20 protein-coding genes and 1 tRNA gene are annotated in these 19,944 nt (G+C 62.9%); 10 read left to right on the top strand and 11 right to left on the bottom strand.

What is annotated here, in order from left to right:
• Positions 1–75: 75 nt before the first annotated feature.
• On the bottom strand, positions 76–1,446 hold the full coding sequence (locus CGLAUT_RS06370; protein ID WP_290184105.1) for a PFL family protein: 1,371 nt from the start codon (positions 1,444–1,446) through the stop codon (positions 76–78).
• Between the two features lie 2 nt (positions 1,447–1,448).
• Positions 1,449–1,715, bottom strand: coding sequence for an ACT domain-containing protein (locus tag CGLAUT_RS06365; RefSeq protein ID WP_290184103.1), 267 nt, complete (start codon positions 1,713–1,715; stop codon positions 1,449–1,451).
• Positions 1,716–1,796: 81 nt separating this feature from the next.
• Here CGLAUT_RS06365 and CGLAUT_RS06360 point away from each other — a divergent pair, with 81 nt between their 5' ends.
• A complete protein-coding gene (locus CGLAUT_RS06360) occupies positions 1,797–2,483 on the top strand; it encodes an NAD(P)H-binding protein (RefSeq protein WP_290184102.1) in 687 nt (228 codons plus the stop codon).
• 9 nt (positions 2,484–2,492) lie between these two features.
• On the opposite strand, the gene CGLAUT_RS06355 is transcribed toward CGLAUT_RS06360, so the two are convergent.
• The 3 genes from CGLAUT_RS06355 to acnA all read right to left on the bottom strand — a co-directional run bounded on the left by CGLAUT_RS06355 (position 2,493) and on the right by acnA (position 6,690).
• Positions 2,493–3,236 carry a glutamine amidotransferase-related protein gene (locus tag CGLAUT_RS06355; RefSeq protein ID WP_290184100.1) on the bottom strand — a complete coding sequence of 248 codons (744 nt, stop codon included), beginning with the start codon at positions 3,234–3,236 and terminating at the stop codon, positions 2,493–2,495.
• A gap of 48 nt (positions 3,237–3,284) precedes the next feature.
• Complete coding sequence (locus CGLAUT_RS06350; protein WP_290184098.1) at positions 3,285–3,836, bottom strand: TetR/AcrR family transcriptional regulator; 552 nt, start codon at positions 3,834–3,836, stop codon at positions 3,285–3,287.
• Positions 3,837–3,909: 73 nt separating this feature from the next.
• Positions 3,910–6,690, bottom strand: a complete 2,781-nt coding sequence (gene acnA / locus CGLAUT_RS06345; RefSeq protein WP_290184096.1) for an aconitate hydratase AcnA — start codon at positions 6,688–6,690, stop codon at positions 3,910–3,912.
• Positions 6,691–6,928: 238 nt separating this feature from the next.
• Between acnA and CGLAUT_RS06340 the strand changes: the two genes are divergently transcribed.
• The 3 genes from CGLAUT_RS06340 to CGLAUT_RS06330 all read left to right on the top strand — a co-directional run bounded on the left by CGLAUT_RS06340 (position 6,929) and on the right by CGLAUT_RS06330 (position 10,858).
• Entirely contained in the window at positions 6,929–7,444 is a 516-nt protein-coding gene (locus CGLAUT_RS06340; protein ID WP_290184094.1) for an Rv1476 family membrane protein, read from the top strand.
• 505 nt (positions 7,445–7,949) lie between these two features.
• On the top strand, positions 7,950–9,770 hold the full coding sequence (locus CGLAUT_RS06335) for a DIP1281 family NlpC/P60 protein (protein ID WP_290184092.1): 1,821 nt from the start codon (positions 7,950–7,952) through the stop codon (positions 9,768–9,770).
• 53 nt (positions 9,771–9,823) lie between these two features.
• On the top strand, positions 9,824–10,858 hold the full coding sequence (locus CGLAUT_RS06330) for a ferrochelatase (protein ID WP_290184090.1): 1,035 nt from the start codon (positions 9,824–9,826) through the stop codon (positions 10,856–10,858).
• A 12-nt stretch (positions 10,859–10,870) separates the two neighbouring features.
• Here the strand turns inward: CGLAUT_RS06330 and CGLAUT_RS06325 are convergent, their stop codons facing one another.
• A complete protein-coding gene (locus tag CGLAUT_RS06325) occupies positions 10,871–11,638 on the bottom strand; it encodes an Rv1486c family protein (RefSeq protein WP_290184088.1) in 768 nt (255 codons plus the stop codon).
• Between the two features lie 34 nt (positions 11,639–11,672).
• Here CGLAUT_RS06325 and CGLAUT_RS06320 point away from each other — a divergent pair, with 34 nt between their 5' ends.
• The 3 genes from CGLAUT_RS06320 to CGLAUT_RS06310 are packed head-to-tail and all read left to right on the top strand — an operon-like array spanning position 11,673 to position 14,331.
• The gene (locus CGLAUT_RS06320) at positions 11,673–12,527 is read left to right on the top strand and encodes a DUF3097 domain-containing protein (RefSeq protein WP_290184087.1); all 855 of its coding nucleotides are present in this window, start codon (positions 11,673–11,675) and stop codon (positions 12,525–12,527) included.
• Between the two features lie 27 nt (positions 12,528–12,554).
• A complete protein-coding gene (locus tag CGLAUT_RS06315) occupies positions 12,555–12,980 on the top strand; it encodes an NfeD family protein (protein WP_290184085.1) in 426 nt (141 codons plus the stop codon).
• Between the two features lie 7 nt (positions 12,981–12,987).
• Complete coding sequence (locus CGLAUT_RS06310) at positions 12,988–14,331, top strand: SPFH domain-containing protein (RefSeq protein ID WP_290184083.1); 1,344 nt, start codon at positions 12,988–12,990, stop codon at positions 14,329–14,331.
• Here the strand turns inward: CGLAUT_RS06310 and CGLAUT_RS06305 are convergent.
• The 3 genes from CGLAUT_RS06305 to CGLAUT_RS06295 all read right to left on the bottom strand — a co-directional run bounded on the left by CGLAUT_RS06305 (position 14,306) and on the right by CGLAUT_RS06295 (position 15,769).
• On the bottom strand, positions 14,306–14,902 hold the full coding sequence (locus tag CGLAUT_RS06305) for a MarR family transcriptional regulator (protein ID WP_290184082.1): 597 nt from the start codon (positions 14,900–14,902) through the stop codon (positions 14,306–14,308). The two genes, CGLAUT_RS06310 and CGLAUT_RS06305, sit on opposite strands and share 26 nt — an antisense overlap.
• A gap of 19 nt (positions 14,903–14,921) precedes the next feature.
• A complete protein-coding gene (locus tag CGLAUT_RS06300; RefSeq protein WP_290184080.1) occupies positions 14,922–15,608 on the bottom strand; it encodes a TVP38/TMEM64 family protein in 687 nt (228 codons plus the stop codon).
• Positions 15,609–15,683: 75 nt separating this feature from the next.
• Positions 15,684–15,769 (bottom strand) — tRNA-Leu (locus CGLAUT_RS06295).
• A 177-nt stretch (positions 15,770–15,946) separates the two neighbouring features.
• On the opposite strand from CGLAUT_RS06295, the gene CGLAUT_RS06290 reads away from it, so the two are divergent.
• Together CGLAUT_RS06290 and CGLAUT_RS06285 are read left to right on the top strand one after the other, a co-directional pair.
• Positions 15,947–16,480, top strand: coding sequence for a YbhB/YbcL family Raf kinase inhibitor-like protein (locus CGLAUT_RS06290; RefSeq protein WP_290184078.1), 534 nt, complete (start codon positions 15,947–15,949; stop codon positions 16,478–16,480).
• A 23-nt stretch (positions 16,481–16,503) separates the two neighbouring features.
• A complete protein-coding gene (locus tag CGLAUT_RS06285) occupies positions 16,504–16,851 on the top strand; it encodes a hypothetical protein (protein WP_290184076.1) in 348 nt (115 codons plus the stop codon).
• Here the strand turns inward: CGLAUT_RS06285 and CGLAUT_RS06280 are convergent.
• Entirely contained in the window at positions 16,826–17,911 is a 1,086-nt protein-coding gene (locus CGLAUT_RS06280) for a quinone-dependent dihydroorotate dehydrogenase (RefSeq protein WP_290184074.1), read from the bottom strand. The two genes, CGLAUT_RS06285 and CGLAUT_RS06280, sit on opposite strands and share 26 nt — an antisense overlap.
• A 23-nt stretch (positions 17,912–17,934) precedes the next feature.
• Positions 17,935–18,993, bottom strand: coding sequence for a YncE family protein (locus CGLAUT_RS06275; protein WP_290184072.1), 1,059 nt, complete (start codon positions 18,991–18,993; stop codon positions 17,935–17,937).
• An 88-nt stretch (positions 18,994–19,081) separates the two neighbouring features.
• Between CGLAUT_RS06275 and CGLAUT_RS06270 the strand changes: the two genes are divergently transcribed.
• Positions 19,082–19,921 (top strand): undecaprenyl-diphosphate phosphatase, encoded by an 840-nt coding sequence (locus CGLAUT_RS06270; protein ID WP_290187059.1) that lies wholly within the window; start codon positions 19,082–19,084, stop codon positions 19,919–19,921.
• Positions 19,922–19,944 lie beyond the last annotated feature (23 nt).

Genomic DNA, 19,944 nt, shown 5'->3' with positions numbered 1-19,944 from the left:
GTCAGTGTGAACTATGACGTCGCGTGAGGGTCAAGCCCTGGTGAGAAACTAAGTAGAGAAAATAAGTCGACGAACCTAGTTCCGGAATCCGTGCACCGGTGCGGGAATGAAGCCGCCGCGGCGGATGAAGGCATCGTTGCCCACCGCAGATACCGGAATCACCGGCGCGTAGCCGAGCAAGCCGCCGAAGTTGACCTCGTCGCCAGGCTTAGTGCCCGGCACGGGAATCAATCGCGCGGCGGTGGTCTTGTGGTTCATCACGCCGATCGCGGCTTCGTCGGCAATCATGCCCGCGATGAGTTCGGCGGAGGTGTCACCCGGGATCGCGATCATGTCGAAGCCCACCGAACAGATCGACGTCATCGCCTCGAGCTTGTCCATGGTGATCGACCCGGCGCGCACTGCGTCGATCATGCCCTGGTCCTCCGAAACCGGGATGAAGGAGCCGGAGAGCCCGCCCACGCGCGAGCAGGCCATCATGCCGCCCTTTTTCACCGCGTCGTTGAGCAGCGCAAGCGCGGCCGTTGTGCCGTGCGTGCCCACCTGATCCAGCCCCATGTGCTCGAGGATGTGCGCAACCGAGTCGCCCATCTCAGCGGTCGGCGCGAGGGAGAGGTCCACGATGCCAAACGGCACGCCGAGGCGCTCCGAAGCCATGTTTCCCACCAGCTGGCCGGCGCGCGTGATCTTGAACGCGGCCTTCTTAATCTCCTCGGCCACCTCGTTCAGCGACGCGCCCTCGAGCGAACCAATCGCGTGATCCACCACGCCCGGCCCCGACACACCGACAGACACCACGGTGTCCGGCTCCTCGATGCCGTGGAACGCGCCGGCCATGAATGGGTTGTCGCCCACCGCGTTCGCGAACACAACCAGCTTCGCGCAGGCAATCGATGACTCGTCGGCAGTCAGCTCGGCGGCCTCCTTGATCACCCGGCCCATCTCAGCCACCGCATCCATGTTGATGCCCGCGCGGGAGGTCGCCACATTCACGGAGCCACAAACATTGCTTGTCGACGCCAGCGCCTCCGGAATCGACCGAATAAGCCGGGAATCCGCCTCCGTTGCACCTTTTTCAACGAGGGCCGAGTAGCCGCCCACAAAGTTGACGCCAAGCTGGGCTGCGGCGCGGTCCAACGCGCGGGCAATCTCGACCGGGTTGCCCTCCACACCCGCGGCGACGAGCGAGATGGGGGAGACCGAGATGCGCTTGTTCACAATCGGGATGCCCAGCTCGCGCTCGATGCCCTCGCACACCGGCACGAGCTGCGCGGCGCGCTCGGTCACTCGGTCGTACACCGCCTGCGCGGTCGCCTCCATTGTGGGACGCGAGCAGCCGATCAGCGAGATACCCATAGTGACGGTACGGATATCCAGGCGGTAGTCCTCGATCATGTGAATGACATCGAGGATGCGGTGCGACTTGAAATCCAGATCAATCGCCATCGTTAAATCTCATTCATTGCGGTGAAGAGGTCTTCTGCCTGAACGCGCACGACCACGCCGAGCTTGTCGCCGGCCGCAGTCAGGTGGTCTTGCAGCTCACCCATGTCGGCGCCAGCCGGCACCTCGACGCGCATGATCATGGTGAAGTAGTTCTCCATCAGCGTCTGCGACAGGTCAACAATGTTCAGGTCTCGCTCGGCGGCCGCGTGGGCCACACCGGCGATGATGCCTACCCGGTCTTGGCCAGTGGTGGTGATGATTGCGTGCATGGTGGATAAGGGTATCCCAGCAGTCACACGGCCACACCACCGCCGGCGCACTTTCACGCCTGTTTCACTACCGTGGGAGCCATGTCTGAGATCGACTCTGAAACCATGTCCGACTCCGCCTACGTCCTCGTTCTCGGCGCCGGCGGCAATGTCTCCAAGCACACCGTCCCGAAGCTTGTCGACGAGGGCCACCACGTCGCGGCGCTCGTCCGCAACCCGGATCACGCTGCAGATCTCAAGGAAGCTGGTGCAACCGTGATCGTCCAGGATCTCACTGAGCTCGACGTTGAGGCATGGGCGCGTCTGCTCACCCCGTTCGACATTGTGGTGTGGTCCGCCGGCGCCGGCGGCGGCAGCCCGGAAAAGACTTTCGCCGTCGACCGCGACGCGGCGCTGACCATGATTGACGCGCTTGAGCAGCTCGAAGATTTCGCGCCGTTCCTTATCAACGTCTCCTACGCTGGCGCGCAGGATGCCACCACCGATGACGATGGCTCATCTTGGTACGCGTATGTCGAAAGCAAGAAGGCAGTCGATCGCCGTCTGCTCGACTCGCAGCTCTCGCACCAAATCTTGGGGCCCACACTGCTTACCGACGGCCCGTCGAACGGCATCGCTGTCCTCACCAGCGCGAGGGCGGAGGGCTCCGAAACCTCGCGCGAGCTCGTCGCCGACGTGATCGTCGAGGCGGTCAACCGCGGTGAGGCGTTCGCCGACAATCCCCTCGAGTTCGAAGACGGCGACGCCACAGTCGCCGAACTCGATTAAGTAGCCCGGCTAGCGTGCCTTTGCGTCGCAGTACTGCGCGAAGGCTCGGATGAGCCCGTTTGCATACGCTACGTCGTGGTTCGGCAGGTCGGCGACGATGCGCGCGTATTCCTCGGCGGGGAAGTAGCCGTAGTCGTGGTAAAAGTCCATGCGGGTGCGCATGGCGTCCGCGTCCATCTCGGCATGGAACTGTGTTGCCCAAACGTGCTTGCCGCAGCGCACCATCTGCACTAGTCCGTCTGGACCCTCGGCGAGCAACTCCAGACCATCCGGCACACCCTGCGGGTTCTCAGTGTGCCCGGTCAGAGCGGTGAACACTTCTGGTGCCCCAGCCAGCAGTGGATCCAACCGGCCTGCCTCCGTCGGGCGCACGTCAGTTGGCCCAGAATCCTCGGGGCGGTCGCGGCCAACGGCACCACCGCAGTAGTGCACCAGCCACGACAGCCCGAAGCACACAAAGAACACCGGCAAGCCCGTTTCCACGAGATCCCCGAGCAGTGCGTGCACGTGGCGTTGGTAGTCGTCGTAGCCCGCTTCAGTCTCCGCGTTCGTCACGTTCAACGAGCTTCCGCCAACGATTACCCCGTCAATGCCGGTCAGCGGCCCCACCGCAGCATCGGTCGAGTCGATGATCCGAAGCTCCATGTCGACCTCATCCATCCCAGCTGCCTTGAGCGCGTCGTGGTATTCGGCGCGGGCCACGTCGGGGCCGATCTCACCGTTTCGCAGTGACAAGAAGAGGAGCTTAGGCATGCAGCAAGTCTATACCGCTTGGTCTATTTTCACTGAATCGTGCCAGCCTCAGCCGCGAACCGATTGTTCTACAACATCAAGCATCGCCTCGAGGCGTTCCGGCTCCTCACCTGCCGCCAGCTTCGTAATGAAGCCCTCGAGCACCGTCTCCAAGTAGGTCTGAACCACTTCAACCGGAACGTCGTCGCGCATTTGGGTATTGGCGTGAAGTCGGGCTAACACTGCGTCGTCAAGCACTTCTTGATGCTCCCTCCAGCGCAACTCGAACTCGGGATCGGTGCGGAGCTTTCGCACGATCTCGGCTCGGGTGACCATCCAGTCGTGCTCGTCGGGGTTGTGCAGCATGTCGCGCATCACCTCGACTAGGCCGCGTTGGCTCACGACTTCCGCCTGGCGCTTCACGTCCTCGCTGACGATGGCGAGGAACAGCGCCTCCTTGTCGTCGAAGTGGTGGAAGATCGCCCCGCGCGTCTTGCCGGTTGCCTCCTCCAGCCGTGCCACGGTCGCCCCCTCAAAGCCATAGCGCGCAAAGCAAGCGCGAGCAGCATCAATGATGCTCTGGCGGCGGCGGGAGAGTTCAAGCTCACTGATAATCGGCATGAGGGGGCTTTCTTGCTTGACGACGAAAGGGCCGCCCGGCAAGCAACCGAGCAGCCCCTCCGGGTGGTGCTATTTAGCTCTTGACCATCTGGCGCAGCACGTACTGCAAAATGCCGCCGTGGCGGTAGTACTCCGCCTCACCCGGCGTATCCACGCGCACCACAGCGTCGAACTCGATCGCGTCAGCGCCGTCCTTTTCGGCCTTCACGTGGACCGTCTTCGGGATCTCGTCTCCCTCGTTGAAGGCGGTGATGCCGGAGATGGTGAAGGTCTCGGTGCCGTCCAGGCCAAGCGAGCCGTGGGACTCACCCTCCGGGAACTGCAGCGGCAGCACGCCCATACCGATTAGGTTGGAGCGGTGGATGCGCTCGAAGGACTCTGCGATGACGGCACGCACGCCGAGCAGGTTGGTGCCCTTCGCGGCCCAGTCACGGGAGGAACCGGTGCCGTACTCCTTGCCTGCGAGCACGACGAGCGGGATGCCTTCCTTCTCGTAGTTCATCGCGGCGTTGTAGATGAAGTCTTGCGGCGCGTCTTCCTTGGTGAAGTCGCGGGTGTAGCCGCCCTGCTCATCCACCAGCTCGTTGCGTAGGCGGATGTTGGCGAAGGTGCCGCGAACCATGACCTCGTGGTTACCGCGGCGGGAGCCGAAGGAGTTGTAGTCCTGGCGCTGGACCCCGTGGGAGTCGAGGTAGTCCGCAGCCGGGGTGCCCGGCTTAATCGAGGAAGCGGGGGAGATGTGGTCGGTGGTCACCGAGTCGCCCAGCTTGGCCAGCACGCGAGCGCCCTCGATGTCGGTGACATCTTCCGGCTCCTCCGGCATGCCGTCGAAGTACGGTGCCTTGCGGATGTAGGTGGAGTCCTCGTTCCACTGGAAGGTCTCGTCCTCCGGGACGTCGAGACCCTGCCACTGCTCGTCGCCCTTGAACACGTCGGCGTAGTCAGCCTCGTACATCTCGCGGGAGATGGTGGAGGCGATAGTGGACTCGATCTCCTCGGTAGACGGCCATACGTCGCGCAGGAAGACGTCGTTGCCGTCCTGGTCCTGGCCCAGCGGCTGGGTCTCGAAGTCGAAGTCCATGGTGCCGACGATGGAGTAAGCGATGACCAGCAGTGGCGACGCGAGGTAGTTCATCTTCACGTCGGGGGAGATGCGGCCTTCGAAGTTCCGGTTGCCGGAGAGCACTGCGGTGGCGGTCAGGTCGTACTCGTTGATCGCCTCGGAGATCTCGTTCGGCAGCGGGCCGGAGTTACCGATGCAGGATGCGCAACCGAAGCCGGAAAGGTAGAAACCGACGGCCTCCAGGTCCTTCCACAGGTCGGCGCGCTCGTAGTAGCCGTCCACGACCTGGGAACCAGGGGCCATGATGGTCTTGACCCACGGCTTGGCCTTCAGGCCCTTCTCGGCAGCCTTGCGTGCCAGCAGCGCCGCACCGACCATCACGGACGGGTTGGAGGTGTTGGTGCAGGAGGTGATGGCGGCAATCGCAACAGCACCGTGGTCGAGGGTGTACTCGCCACCCTGCGGGGACTCTACGATCACCGGCTTGGACGCGCGGCCCTCAGCGCCCTCGGCGGCGGACTCGCCGTTACCCGGCCAGGACTCGTTGTAGGAAACGGTCTCAACCTTCTCAGCGCGCACCGGCTCGAAGGTCTCGTCGCCTGCGGTGTTGTATTCCGGCAGCTGGTTGCGGAAGGTCTGCTTGGAATCGGAGAGCAGGATGCGGTCCTGCGGGCGCTTCGGGCCAGCGATGGATGGCACGACGGTGGACAGGTCCAGCTCGAGGTACTCGGAGTACTCGGCCTCGGCAGCGTCCTGCTCCAGCCACATGCCCTGCGCCTTGGCGTACGCCTCGACGCGGTCGATGTCCTCCTGAGAGCGGCCGGTGAGGTGGAGGTAGTTAATGGTCTCCTCGTCGATCGGGAAGATCGCACAGGTGGAGCCGAACTCCGGGCTCATGTTGCCGATGGTGGCACGGTTTGCCAGCGGGATCTGCTTGACGCCGTTGCCGTAGAACTCGACGAACTTCTGCACCACACCGTGCTCGCGCAGCATCTCAGTGATGGTGAGCACGACGTCGGTCGCGGTCACGCCGGCAGGGATCTCGCCGGTGAGCTTGAAGCCAACCACGCGCGGGATGAGCATGGAGACCGGCTGGCCCAGCATCGCGGCCTCAGCCTCAATGCCGCCCACGCCCCAGCCCAGGATGCCCAGGCCGTTTTGCATGGTGGTGTGGGAGTCCGTGCCGATGCAGGTGTCCGGGTATGCAACGCCCTCGTTGTCGAACACGACGCGGGAGAGGTATTCGATGTTGACCTGGTGGACGATGCCGGTTCCCGGCGGCACAACGCGGAAGTTGGAGAAGTTCTCTGCACCCCAGCGCAGGAACTGGTAGCGCTCCTCGTTGCGCTCGTACTCGATCTCAACGTTCTTATCCAAAGCGTCGGAGGAGCCGAATGCCTCGATGATCACGGAGTGGTCGATGACCATCTCTGCCGGGTTCAGCGGGTTGACCTGCTCCGGGGAGCCGCCGAGAGCGCTCACTGCCTCACGCATGGTGGCCAGGTCAACCACACACGGAACGCCGGTGAAGTCCTGCATCAGCACGCGGGCCGGGGTGAACTGGATCTCGATCGACGGCTCAGCCGAGGGATCCCAGTTTGCGATCGCGTTGATGTGGTCTTCGGTGACGTTCTTGCCGTCCTCGGTGCGCAGCAGGTTCTCGCCAAGCACCTTCAGGGAGTAGGGAAGCTTCTCCATGCCTTCGACAGCGTCGAGTGCGAAGTAGTCATAAGACTTATCGCCGACCTCGAGCGTCTTCTTTGCGTTGAAGGAGTTCTTGCTTTCAGCCACAGTGAGCTCCATTTCTCATCGTTATTTGGGTATGTGACCCATGGCGGTCAACCCTCAATCTTAAGCGAGCCGCCACAGTTCTGAGTTGATACTAACAGTACGCCCGTAATGTTTTTGGGTTTGCCGCCCAGTTGTCGGGAGCTTTCGCTTATCGACGGTATCTTGAAAGCGCCATCCCATATCCAAACGATTCATTACCTAGTCACTAACTAGCGCGAAAGTCTGGCACCCGGCCACCATGTCATCCGCCCACATCTCTGAAGGCACCGATCTCGCTGACCTTGTTGTGCAGCTCCGCGAAGACGGCATCGCGTTTGGCTCCGATAACCCAGTGAATCCCGCGCTGGAAGCGGACCTGCAGGAGGCGCTTACCGACGTTGGTGCTTCCGGTGGGTCAGCTGCCGATCAAGTGAATATTGTCGTGCTTGAGCACACACCCCAGCACGTGCCGCAGCTTCGAGATCTCGCGCAGGATCTTCAGATCGAAACAGGGGCTGAGACTGTACTTATCCGGACTCCCCACGCGGCGGTAGGCGTAAGCGACGATTTGACTCGTGCCGAAATAGAGCAGGGGCAGCGCGCGATGGCGAGCCAACCCGATTATGCGGATGGGGTTCGCGCATTCTTTGCGGAAGCGGACGGGCTGTCAGTGCCGTGGATGGGCGTTGCGGTAGCCGCTTTTCTCGTGGTGGTTCTGGTTGTTACGGCAACCGTGTTTGGCGCCCGATCGTCGGCGACAACCGACACGGTGTAGCTACCACCCTTAGGTCAAGAGCAAGACCTTTACCTGGCCGGCTGATAAGAAGGCTATCCGTTTGCTATCCATGGTGTGACGAACATCACCATGAATTCCCGCCGCGTCATAACACCTGCTTGGAACGGGTGAGTGGTAACGGGAGGAAACTTGACCAATGTGATTATTGGTAAAGATTGTGAAACAGACTAGTTACGTGTCGTATGGTTCTCGTGTCGGCTCGTGAGTTGACAGAAGCATGAATCATTCACGTTCTCTTGCGCGGAGTTGCCAGCCCTAGTCAAGTTGGTGATGTGGACAGATCGGGCATGTGGGGAAGCACGCCAAGTTCTGGGCATGAGACCGAGTGAGGATGCATGCCACTGTTGATCCCCGCGCCGCATCAGTAGTCAATCGATATAGCCGTGCGTCAAGCCTTCAGGCTTGCCATGCCGCTAGGATCAGTGCACCAGTCATGCACGCATGATTCTGCGGCGGTGTGGTGCACGGTGTGAGGAGTACCTCCGTGGTCAACCTGTTTCGGGATGCGCGCCGCCCTCGGCTGCGCTTCACGGCCGGCGCCGTCGCCTGCTCGACAACTATTGCTCTGTCCTCGTTGCTGTTCGCGCCCGTCGCGAGCGGCGATGACGCAACCGGCGCTCCGTCTGCTGCCGCACTAGTGTCTGCCGTGGCCAAAGCTCAGGCCGATGTTGATGCCCTGCAGCTCGACATGGGTAGCCTCCAAGAGCAGGTCAATCGAGCATTCGTGGATCTGCGCGATGCTCAGGCGCGCGCGGAGCAAGCTCGCCGCGGGGCCGATGCAGCCGAAGAACGGCTGAAGGCCGCTCAAGAAGCGGTCGATGCTGCTCGTGCGGATCTCGAATCGTTCTCCCGCTCGCAGTACCGCGGGTCAGGGTCTGCGAGGATTTCTGCCCTTGCAGGTGACGCTACGCAAAAGGACGCGCTCGACCGCGCCCAGTTCATCCGCAGCGGGATGGCGGAGAAGCGCGCTGCCCTCGAAACAGTCGAGCGCGCCCGCACCGAAGCCGCCAATGAGGAATCAACTGCACGCGAGGCGCTGAAGCTCGCGGAGGCGGCTGCAGAAGCGGCAGGTCGTGCAGAGACTGAGGCACGTTCGCTGCTCGACAGCTCGTCGGCAACGCTCGAAGAGCGCTCTACTGAACTCGCGGCCGCCGAGGCCGCACTTGCGGAGGCAGAGACGAGCCTCGCAGAAGTGCGACCTGAGAGTGTTCCCCAGGAGGAGACCACCGAGAAAGAAGAGACCACCGAGGAGGAGAATGCCGAGACCGCTCCGGTGACGGTTGATCCAGCATCCGTTGATCAGGACGTCATCGAGGAAGTGACTAACCGGGTAGCGGAGCTGGCACCTGAGGCACCTCTCGCGGACGAGAACACGGTCGCGGAAGCGGTCGCCACTGCATATGCGGCAAAGGGTGCTACCGCCACCGACCAGCCCACCGGCCTCGACATCTCTGAGCATGTCATTGCTCAAGCTGCAGGTATTGTCGCCGCCACTGCGCTTGTCGGCGCGTCGCAGCTGCCGCACGCGACGTTTGAAGACCCGTATGCGAGTCCGCTGAGCGGCGCTGGCTCTTCGAACCGCGGAGGATCAGGTGCCACCTCAAGCGGTGTGTCGGAGAATTACAGTGCGAGTGAAATCGTCACCGCTTTCGCCGGCGGTCTCCAAAACGGCATGGGACTCGCGTCTGAATCGCCCTCCGACGTCGTGGCAAACGTCCAAGCACAGTTGAATGCATCACCATCGCGTGCTGATACCCCCGCTGCTTCTGCAACCACGGAGGCTGCAGAGGAATCAACCGAGGTCTCAGAAGTGTCTCCGTCGGTCGAGTCGATCCTGCCCGAGGTTGAAACTGCGGAATCGAAAACGGAGGACGTCAAAGAAGTGGTCGCTAAGGTTGCATCGACCGCTAATTCCGCTCAGGTCGAAACCGTCATCGCTCGCGCGGAAGCGATGGTCGGCACCCCCTACGTCTGGGGCGGTGGTGATGCCAACGGTCCAACCACTGGTGTTAACGGCGGTTCTGTGAAGGGCTTCGACTGTTCCGGCCTCGTGCTCTACGCTTTCGCCGCAGCCGGCATCTCGCTTCCGCACTACACCGGGTACCAGTACCAGCGCGGCACAAAGATCGACCCGAGCCAGGCGCAGCGTGGCGACCTGCTGTTCTGGGGCCCGGGTGGCAATCAGCACGTCGCCATCTACCTCGGCGACGGCATGATGATCGAGGCTCCGCAATCGGGCCAGAATGTCTCCATCGTTCCGGTGCGCTGGTCGAACATGTCGGAGTACGCGGTGCGTCTCCTCTAGGAACCAGAGCAAGATGCGCCGGTGGGTGGTCACGTGTCACTACGATGAAACTCATGGCGCTTTCTGACTACGATGCACTCTTCGTCCTTTCTTTCGGTGGTCCCGAAGGCGAGGACGAGGTCATTCCATTTCTGGAGAATGTCACGCGTGGCCGCGGCATTCCCCGCGAGCGGCTGGCTCAAGTCGGTGAGCACTACTTCCACTTTGGAGGGGTAAGCCCGATCAACGGGCAGAACCGCGAACTCATCAGCCGCATCGAGCATGCCCTAGATGAACGTGACCACGCGCTTCCCGTGTACTTCGGCAACCGCAACTGGCACCCGTTCGCAGAGGAAACGGCAAAGCAGATTGCAGAAGACGGGCACCGGAACGTGCTGGTCTTCGCCACAAGCGCATGGGGTGGCTACTCCGCCTGCCGCCAGTACGACGAGGATATCCAGCGCATCCGCGAAGTTACGCCGGAGATCAAATACACCAAGCTCTGGCAGTTTTACGGCAACCCGTCGTTTGTGGATCTCATGGCGCAGCACACCCGCGAAGCCCTCGAGCGAGCTCCGGAATCGGGTACCAAGGTGCTCTTCACCGCCCACAGTGTGCCCAACGCCGCCGACGATGCTGCCGGTGGTCCGAGCGACGCGAATCTCTACTCCCGCCAGGTGGCAGAAGCGTCGCGCTTGATCGCTGAGGCCGCAGGCGTCGATGATTACGAGGTCGTGTGGCAGTCTCGCTCGGGCAACCCTGCGACCCCGTGGCTCGAGCCGGACATCGTCGATCGTGCCGAGGAGCTCAACGAGACTGCCGGCATCACCCACATCATCGCCGTCCCGGTCGGTTTCATCACGGACCACATGGAGGTTGTCTGGGATCTGGACACCGAGCTCAAGGAGGCGTGCGAGGCCCGCGGCATGACGCTTGATCGCGTTCCCACCGTCGGCCTCGAGCAGGAGTTCGCGGACATGGTAGTTGACATCGCTGAGTGCGTCGCGCAGGGCATCGAGCCACAGACCCTCTCGACAGTCACGGTCCAGGGTTGCACAGTCAACGGTGCGCCCTGTGCGCCTGAGTGCTGCGCGCCGGTTCGTCGTTAAGAGCATTTCGCTTTACGACGCCCATTCGCGGCGATAGTCCATCACCGCATCCGCAACTCCTGCCATGCGCGCGGAGCGGATGTGTCGCCAGAGCGCGAACAGCTGCGGGTCAAAGCTGTGGTCGCCGAGCCGATCAGTCACGGTCTCGATGGTCGCCGCGACGCGATCCGCGCGGGCGAAGAGTTTCGCCGCTCTCGGGGTAACTCCGGCGGGAAGCCCTGGTGTGTCGTAGAAATCGGCCAGCGTGCCCACGGCCAACCGCGGATTCGGCAGCTCAGCGCGCGTGCCGCCGGCGGTTTCGATGAGCGCGGCTGCGTCATTCGTCGCCTGAGATAACAGCGCGTCGGCCTCGCCGGGTGAGAGCCATTCCGGTTCGGGAAGGCGCTCGTCGTCTTCGAACCAGCGCCAGGAGACGCCCGGCCGGGGGCCGCTGGAGTCGTAGGACGGTACCAGAATGTGGGAGCGGAGCCCCTCGCCGCGAATCACGATCGCGCCGGCAGGGGTCAGCGCCTGCATCGCAGGGGTTCCGGCCCTAAGACCAGGAGCCTGCCCTGGACCCCACAGCACCAAGCGGATGACGGGTTCGGGGGAATCCAAGGCGGCTTCCAACCGGGCGTCGGCAAGCAACTGCGAAAGCCCCTGACCACCGTAACTGTGGGTGCCTCCGCGGTCTGTGAGTGCATCGATGGTGTCGTCGGTGGACTCGACTCCGTAGAGCCAGGCCGCGAGCCAGACGGCGGTGTTTTGGAGCGGGGAATAGACTTCGGCGCGGGTATGCACGGCAGCGATCTTAACGGATACAATCCCTGCCACTATGAGCACTTCGAGGCACGATGACCGTTACGGGGGCGACATCCTCAAAGGCCATGCACGGACGCGGAAACCGACGTATCCGCAGGTGCCGGCCGAGCCGGGGATGGTGGTCGAGGTGGTTGGCGACGACTTCGTCGGTGCCGTGGTCGGATCCGAGCGCACCTACGACGGTGACTTTGTGCGACTGGAAGACCGCCGCGGCACGCAGCGCCTGTTCAAGCTGCTCCCTGGCGCGTTTCTGCTCGAGGGGCAGCGGGTGACGTTGACGCGCTACGTGGCGCCGCAGCAAAGCGCACCCACGCATTCGAACTCCGGCTCGCGCAAGGTGCAGGGAGTCAAGGCGAAAGTGGCCATGCCGAGCCGCATCTGGGTGGAGGGCATCCACGATGCGGCGATTGTGGAGAGGGTGTGGGGCCACGACCTGCGCGTCGAGGGCGTGGTGGTCGAATACCTCGAAGGCTTGGACAACCTGCCGGAGCGTCTCGCCGAGTTCCAGCCGGGGCCCGGTCGACGTATCGGCGTGCTCGCGGACCACTTGATCGAAGGCACGAAGGAGTCCCGCCTCGTGGAGAATGTCGGCGAACACGTGCTGGTAACCGGCCACCCCTACATCGACATCTGGGCTGCGGTGAAACCCGCCAGCGTGGGCATTCGCGCGTGGCCGGACGTCCCGCGCGGCGAGGACTGGAAGACGGGCGTGTGCCAGCGGCTCGGGTGGTCGGACCCGAAGGACGGTTGGCATCGCGTCTACGATTCGGTTTCCACATTCCGCGACCTCGACCACACGCTGATCGGCGCGGTGGAGCGTCTGGTGGATTTCGTGACCAATCCGGAGCTTTCTAAGGCCGACGTGTAGCTGTGCCTGCCGTGTAGTCTCAAGTCCATGGGTGCTTTGATCTGGTTCATAGCAGCTGGCATCCTCGCAGGACTTGAGCTTCTGGTCGGGGAAATGACGCTGCTCATGCTTGCAGCTGGAGCGTTGGCAACCGCTGGCATTTCGCTGCTCGGTGTCCCGTTGTGGGCGGAGGTGGCCATGTTCGCCGTCTCCTCCGCGGGGTTCTGGTTCTTTTTGCGCCCATACCTGCGCAAGCGCCTTGACACACCAATGCTTTACGACGAATCTCCGCGCGCCCTGGTGGGCTCACGTGCGGAAGTCGTAGAAGCGATCACTCCGACTACGGGGCAAGTGCGTTTCGATGGTTCTATCTGGTCTGCCCGGGCTCTGGATCCGGCGGAGAAGATTCCTGCCGGCCAGCTCGTGACCGTTTCCGCAATCGACGGCCCCGTGGCGGTCGTCTGGAAGGAGTAGTGCGTAAATGGGAGCGCTTATCGCTTTTACCGTCATCATTGTCCTGGTGGCGTCACTGCTGTTCGCATCTGTGAAGTTGATCCCCCAGGGTGAGGCCGCTGTGATCGAGCGCCTCGGCCGCTACACCCGCACGGTGTCCGGTGGTCTCACGCTGCTGGTTCCGTACGTAGATCGCGTCCGCGCACGCGTCGACACCCGTGAACGCGTCGTGTCGTTCCCGCCGCAGGCGGTAATTACCCAAGACAACCTGACCGTTGCGATTGACACAGTGGTGACCTTCCAGATCAACGACCCGGCGAAGGCCATCTACGGCGTGGACAACTACCTCGTTGGTGTTGAGCAAATCTCGGTGGCGACCCTGCGCGATGTTGTCGGCGGCATGACTCTGGAAGAGACGCTGACCTCCCGCGAGACCATCAACCGCCGTCTGCGTGGCGAGCTCGATGCGGCGACCGCGAAGTGGGGGCTGCGCATCAGCCGAGTTGAGCTCAAGGCAATTGATCCGCCGCCATCGATCCAGCAATCGATGGAAATGCAGATGAAGGCGGACCGCGAGAAGCGCGCGATGATCCTCACCGCGGAAGGTAAGCGCGAATCCGACATCAAGACGGCCGAGGGTGAGAAGCAGGCGCGAATCCTTTCTGCGGAAGGCGAAAAGCACGCTGCAATCTTGAACGCCGAGGCAGAACGCCAGGCGGTCATCCTGCGAGCAGAGGGTGAGCGAGCGGCCAAGTTCCTCGAGGCTCAGGGTGAGGCGCGCGCGATCCAAAAGGTTAACGCAGCCATCAAGTCGGCGGGTGTCACGCCTGAACTCCTTGCGTACCAGTACCTGGACAAGCTGCCCAAGATAGCGAATAACGAGGCGGCGACGATGTGGATGATCCCGTCGCAGTTCGGAAACTCGCTGGAGCAGTTCGCCCGTGCCTTCGCGGATAAGGACGACGACGGTGTGTTCCGCTACGAGGCGGAGCGCGTCGACGATGCGACCCGCGAGATGGCCGGCCAGGACGACACGGACAAATGGTTCGACACCTCTACCGACCCGGAGCTAGCTAAGGCACTTGCCGAAGCCCGCGCAGTGGCCAATAAGCACGTCGACGAGCCGGACCCGACGCAGCATCCGGCTCCAGCTAGCCCGCGCGAGGAAGCTCCGCGGGAGTCGTCCCAGCGGGAGATTGAATCCGGCAGTGGCATCGTGTCGCGAGTTCGTGCGGGTGAGCCAGTGAGCCCGGCGGTGGAGTCGCAGCCGCGCCAAGAGGCGCAGCGCGAGCCGGTGCAGCCCTCTGAGCTGCGGCCCGAAGATTACGGCCAGTTCCAGCGCCCGCCTATGCCCCCGCAACCGGGTCAGTAGAACCAGTAGATCCAGTGGCCTGATCAGCCTCGGCCCGGGTGATTAGGTGCAGAGCGAGCTTCCACCCGGATTGTTCCGCCTGCCACCCAGCGGCCTGCAGACGCTGGCTCATCGCCTGTTTGGAGATGCCCAGCTCGCGGGCCGCTTCGTTTTGGTTCATTCCGCTGCGCACGAGTGAGGTCGCTTCGCGGCCCTCTAAGGTTCGCTTGTGCAGTACGTGGCCGATGAGGGTGAATATCGCTGCGATATCCTCCGCTGCCGTGCCGGGGTGGCGGGTATCCACTCCGACCTTCACCTGCGCGGGGCGCGTACCAACCGCGTCGGATGCTGCGTAGACGCCGCGCCCGTTGTGCGTGATACCAAGCCCGATTGCCCAATTGCCGTCGGAGAGCAGGGCCATTACTAGGTTCAGTGCGGCTTCCGGCGAATCTACGTCGGTGCGGATGTCCTCCACGCTCACCATCTCAAACGGCGAGACTCCCGGCAGAGTCGCCAGCACCTCGGCGGATCGGGCAACCACGTCAGCGCGCCGCTTGTCGCGGCCTCGGTACCGTGCATGGACGCCAATCATGGTGGCTAAGTCTACGCGTCTACCTCTGAGGCTTTACTCCCGGCCGCGTTCTTGTCGCGTCAGGTTTGACCGAGGCGGGTAAGAGGGCGTCGGCAAGCAATCCTGCGAAACCTGCAAGACTCAGTATGACGGTGGCGACGACGACCACTGGCGAGGCTTCTCCTGTGAGGGTATCTCCGAAGAGAACCGTGACGATAGTGCCTGGCAGCGAGCCCACGAAGGTCCCGATTGCAAACGGCAGAACCGGCACACGAGTGAGTGCCGCCGTGTAGTTGAGGATGGAGAAGGGGACGAATGCGATCATGCGCAGGCTGGCGACGGCGAGCCATCCGCGGGCTTCGAGTCGCTGGTTAATGGTCTCGATTGACGGGTGCGTGAGCCGCGGCGCCACAAAGTCCCGCAGCAGAAAGCGCACGATGAGCAACGAAACCACCGCGGAGACCATGGTGGCGGTCACAGCGACGGTGATGCCCAGCGCGCTGCCGAGCAGGATGCCGGAAGACACCGTCATGATGGTGCGGGGAATCGGGAACTGGGTGACCGCAATGTAGAGCAGCCAGAACAGCACAGGGAACCACGGGCCGGTCTCATCCGCCCATTGGCGCAGCACTGCGAGCGGGGGGACATCGAGCACTGCCCACGCGGCAATGAACACGGCAGCTGCGAGGATGAGAAGGAAGATGCGGCGTGCGGAGAGCTTCGGCACGATCCCTCCCGTCGCTATCGCAAGAAAAACCGGCTCTGGACAGTGTTTCTGCTGTTCACAGGGCCGGTGTGTTTGTGCCCGAGGGGGGACTTGAACCCCCACGTCCGTTAATAGGACACTAGCACCTCAAGCTAGCGCGTCTGCCATTCCGCCACCCGGGCATAGGGTGTTTGTTCAGCCTCTCGGCTGGGCACTTCGATAACTATAGGGCGGGGGTCGGACATCGCCAAATCGCCAGCGCACTGCCGGTGTCGAACCCAGATTTGTTACCTTTGCGGGGTGTTCTTCTCGGCGAAATTGGGTAGCAGAGGTCACCGGAAGTCGGTACGAATGGAGCCATGACTGCTTCTTATATTTCTGATCGATTCCCTGGCCCAGATCCGTACGCTCCGCTGAAGGACGTGCTTAGTTTCGAACTCTCCTCGGCCGACTTCCAGGACGGCGAAGAGCTGCCCGACAAGCATGCTGGTGGCGACGCGGTTAGCCCGCAGCTCGCCTGGTCTGGTCTGCCCGAGGGCACCAAGTCCATCGCCGTGACATGCTTCGACCCAGACGCGCCGACCGCCTCCGGGTTCTGGCACTGGTCTGCATTCAACATTCCGGCCAGTGTCACCGAACTTCCCGCAGGCGCCGGTTCAGAAGCTGGGCTGGGCGTAGGAGCTACGGTGTTGACCGGCGACTCCGGCGTCCAGGGCTATTACGGCGCTAACCCGCCGCAGGGGCACGGCCCGCACCGCTACCTCTTCGCCGTCCACGCGGTGGACACGGAGTTCGACCCGGAAGAGATCGCGAATCCGACGCAGCTTGGTTTCAACCTCTTCTTTCACACCCTTGGACGCGCCATCCTCTGGGGTTGGTACGAGAACAAGTAGTCCGGCCCGGTAACATCCGGCCCATGGTCCCCATTCAACTGCGCGCCGGCGGAGCGTTCCTCGCTCTCGCCGCCGTGCTGTTTATTTTCGCTTTCCTCGCCTTCATGCGTGGTGAGCAGGTGTACGCGCTCACGCCGCAGTTTCTGCTCACGGTGGTCGCCGCGATTATCGTCGGCGCGTTCGCCACCACGGACAAGACTCAGGCAGGTTCCCGCAAACAAGTCATCTTGCTCGCGGTCGCGGTCATCTTGATCGGCGTTGGCATCATCGCGCCGAACACCGTGCTCGCCCTCACCCCGACGTTCTGGCTCGCGATGTGGGGTGTCGGCGCGCTGCTCTGCGCGCTTATTCTGCGCCGTCTTTCCATGTAAGGCCGCTGCCTACAGCCTCAGAGATATGGCTGAGGCCATGGAGCTTCAATTGCTTAACGACGCCCTGGTGCACGCCCCGGATCCACCCCGGACCGCCGTAGATGAACGGCGTGTAGCCCTGCAGCAGGCTTGCCCCCGCGGTGATTCGTTCCCACGCCTGCTCGGGCGTCATGATGCCGCCGACGCTGATGAGCACCAGCTGATCGCCCACGCGGTTGTACAGGCGGGTAAGCACCTCAAGCGCGCGGTCCGCGAGCGGCGCGCCGGAAATGCCGCCGGCTCCCATCGCCTCGACGTCTCCAGCAGGCGTGGAGAGGCCGTCGCGGGAAATGGTGGTGTTGGTTGCGACGATGCCGGCGAGTCCGAGATCTAGGGCGAGGTCTGCCACGGCATCGACATCCTCGTCGGAGAGATCTGGTGCGATTTTCACCAGTACAGGCGTGTCCGTCGCCTCAACAACAACTTGCAGAATTGGCCGCAGTTCCTCGACTGCTTGGAGGTCTCGAAGCCCCGGTGTGTTCGGGGAGGAAACGTTGACCACCAAGTAGTCAGCGAGCGGACCCAGCACCGTCGCGCCGGCGCGGTAATCGGTCACTGCGTCCTGTTGAGTCTTGTTCTTGCCGATGTTGATGCCGATGACGTCATTCGAGCGCTTGGCTTTGAGACGCTGCGCCGCATCGAGTGCGCCCTCGTTGTTGAATCCCATGCGGTTCAAGATCGCCTTGTCCTTCGGCAGGCGGAACAGGCGCGGCGCGGGGTTGCCGGGCTGCGGTTTCGGGGTTACGGTGCCCAGCTCGGCGTAGCCAAATCCGATGGCGCCCCACGCGTCAACGGCGGTGGCGTTCTTATCGAAACCAGCAGCCAAACCCAAGGGTGCCGGGAAGCGCACGCCGAAGAGTTCCTGCTCCAGTGCCGGATCGTGGACCCGCACCACGCGCTCCATGGCGCGGTTCACGGGCCGTGCGACATGCAGCAAGTGCAGCGCGGTGCTCATGACACCGTGAATGCGCTCCGGCGGAAGAAGGAACATGGCTTTGAGTGCGGCGTCGTAGAGCTTCATCAGTGCGTTCCTTTGCGTTGTGTTTAACGATCGGAGGTCGGGAGGTCCCGCAGGTCTTGTTGCGCTGGGGTGATGATTTGGATGCCGTCGCCGGTGGCGGAGGCGAGGACCAGCGTGCCGTCGTCAAGCGAAACAATGCTCCGCGCATTGGCGACGGTTCGGAGCTGTGCCCGCTCGAGCGGCACGCCGCGCGAGATGTCGTACCCGGTGACCAAGTTCGAGGAAGTGGAAGCGACCCAAGCGAGGCGATCCGCCGGATCCCACGCGACATCCCACGGGCTTTCGGGCACGGGTGCCATTTGGTGGAGGCGGATGATGTCGTCGGAGGTGTAGACCAAGAGCTGGCTGCCAGTGGTGTCCGCGGCGAGAACCAACCCATGCTGGCCACCAGCGACCTTTCCTACGCCGAGGCCGACGCGCAGCGTGCCGCCTTGGCGCCCGCCCGTCCAATCGAGGTCCTGGATGGTGGTGTCGAAGCTGTTGGTGCGCACTACCGTGTCCGGCTTCCCATCTACGGGCACTGCCTGGATGGAGTCGGTCTCGCGTGCGACGGAAATCGTCTTGATCAACTCGCCGTCGCGGTACACCCACACGTTGCGCTCTTCGTTGCTGGCAGCGAGGATCTCGCCGCTCGTGGTCACCGTTGCGGTTGTGGCCGGGTGTTCAACCGCGTGCTCATCAGCGCCGGAGGTTGTGAACGTGCGTACCGTCGTGCCGCAGCCGACTGCGAACACGCCGGCGTTGGCAGAGACGTCGCCGCACTCCGCCTCTAGCGGCCAGGATTCGGCGGTGTTGCCGAGGATCTCGTCGAGGGTGCCTACCGTGATCGCGTCGGCGGTGCGCACCGCGATGAGCCCATCGGTGGTGTCAAGATCTAGCACCGGTTCGTACTCATGAACCTCGCCCGCTGGGTCCGTTGCCGGGGGAGATTCGATAGGGGAGGCGTCGCCCATATTCACCGCGAGCTCGTCGGCGAGTTCGGTCGGGCTGCTGCACGCGGTGAGTGCCACAGTGCTAAACGCAGTGCCAAGCGCAATGCCAAGAACTGCCACGGCGGCCTCGAATGCGCGGAGTTTCTTCACAGCCCTCCACACTAGCAATCGGCCTTCATGGATCTTCAGCTGCGTTGGAGTAGGGTTGCACAGCGTGATTCAAGCCGAAGCTGCCACCATGACCGAATCAATGACTTGGCTCCAAGTTATCGTGTTGTCCGTTGTGCAGGGATTGACCGAGTTTCTCCCTGTGTCCTCATCGGGCCACCTCCGCATCGTGTCCGAGCTGTTCTGGGGCCAGGACGCGGGCGCGAGCTTCACCGCCGTGATCCAACTGGGCACCGAGCTCGCGGTGCTGGTCTTCTTTGCCAAGGACATCTGGCGCATCCTCACGGCATGGGTTGCCGGGGTGCTGGACAAGTCCAAGCGCGGATTCGACTACCGAATGGGCTGGATGGTCATCGCGGGTACGATCCCGGTCGGCCTTGCGGGTGTGCTGCTTAAGGATCTGATCCGCGAGAACTTCCGCAACCTCTGGATCACCGCCACGGTGCTGATCCTCTTCTCCTTCGTCTTCATCCTCGCCGAGCGCAAGGGACGCAAGACCCGTGGGTTCGAGGAACTGACCATGAAGGACGCGATCCTCATGGGTCTGTGGCAGTGCCTCGCGCTGATTCCGGGTGTGTCCCGTTCCGGCGGCACCATCTCTGGCGGTTTGTTCCTGAACCTCGACCGCGAGGTGGCTACCAGGTTCTCCTTCCTGCTGGCCATCCCCGCGGTGCTCGCGTCGGGCTTGTTCTCGCTTCCCGACGCCTTCGACCCGCAGGCCGGCCAATCCGCGTCCGGGCTGCAGCTTCTGGTCGGATCGGGCATCGGCTTCGTGCTCGGCTACATCTCGATTGCATGGTTGCTGAAGTTCGTTTCACACCACTCGTTCGCCTGGTTTGCGGCGTACCGCATCCCGCTTGGAATCATCGTTATGATCCTCCTGGCAACCGGAGTCATGCAGCCCTACTAGGGGATTCGTCGCGCCTGTGGGGT

The sequence above is a fragment of the Corynebacterium glaucum genome, from assembly GCF_030408855.1.
Lineage (GTDB): Bacteria > Actinomycetota > Actinomycetes > Mycobacteriales > Mycobacteriaceae > Corynebacterium > Corynebacterium glaucum.
This window is presented reverse-complemented; position numbering and strand designations above follow the sequence as displayed.

Bases quoted from the DNA above. Each gene is read 5' to 3' on its own strand.
- CGLAUT_RS06315 (WP_290184085.1), top strand. From the start codon at position 12,555: ATGGGTGCTTTGATCTGGTTCATAGCAGCTGGCATCCTCGCAGGACTT.
- CGLAUT_RS06320 (WP_290184087.1), top strand. From the start codon at position 11,673: ATGAGCACTTCGAGGCACGATGACCGTTACGGGGGCGACATCCTCAAA.
- CGLAUT_RS06310 (WP_290184083.1), top strand. From the start codon at position 12,988: ATGGGAGCGCTTATCGCTTTTACCGTCATCATTGTCCTGGTGGCGTCA.
- CGLAUT_RS06270 (WP_290187059.1), top strand. From the start codon at position 19,082: ATGACCGAATCAATGACTTGGCTCCAAGTTATCGTGTTGTCCGTTGTG.
- CGLAUT_RS06370 (WP_290184105.1), bottom strand. From the start codon at position 1,446: ATGGCGATTGATCTGGATTTCAAGTCGCACCGCATCCTCGATGTCATT.
- CGLAUT_RS06355 (WP_290184100.1), bottom strand. From the start codon at position 3,236: ATGCCTAAGCTCCTCTTCTTGTCACTGCGAAACGGTGAGATCGGCCCC.
- CGLAUT_RS06365 (WP_290184103.1), bottom strand. From the start codon at position 1,715: ATGCACGCAATCATCACCACCACTGGCCAAGACCGGGTAGGCATCATC.
- CGLAUT_RS06290 (WP_290184078.1), top strand. From the start codon at position 15,947: ATGACTGCTTCTTATATTTCTGATCGATTCCCTGGCCCAGATCCGTAC.
- CGLAUT_RS06350 (WP_290184098.1), bottom strand. From the start codon at position 3,836: ATGCCGATTATCAGTGAGCTTGAACTCTCCCGCCGCCGCCAGAGCATC.
- CGLAUT_RS06360 (WP_290184102.1), top strand. From the start codon at position 1,797: ATGTCTGAGATCGACTCTGAAACCATGTCCGACTCCGCCTACGTCCTC.
- CGLAUT_RS06340 (WP_290184094.1), top strand. From the start codon at position 6,929: ATGTCATCCGCCCACATCTCTGAAGGCACCGATCTCGCTGACCTTGTT.
- CGLAUT_RS06330 (WP_290184090.1), top strand. From the start codon at position 9,824: ATGGCGCTTTCTGACTACGATGCACTCTTCGTCCTTTCTTTCGGTGGT.
- CGLAUT_RS06285 (WP_290184076.1), top strand. From the start codon at position 16,504: ATGGTCCCCATTCAACTGCGCGCCGGCGGAGCGTTCCTCGCTCTCGCC.
- CGLAUT_RS06280 (WP_290184074.1), bottom strand. From the start codon at position 17,911: ATGAAGCTCTACGACGCCGCACTCAAAGCCATGTTCCTTCTTCCGCCG.
- CGLAUT_RS06305 (WP_290184082.1), bottom strand. From the start codon at position 14,902: ATGATTGGCGTCCATGCACGGTACCGAGGCCGCGACAAGCGGCGCGCT.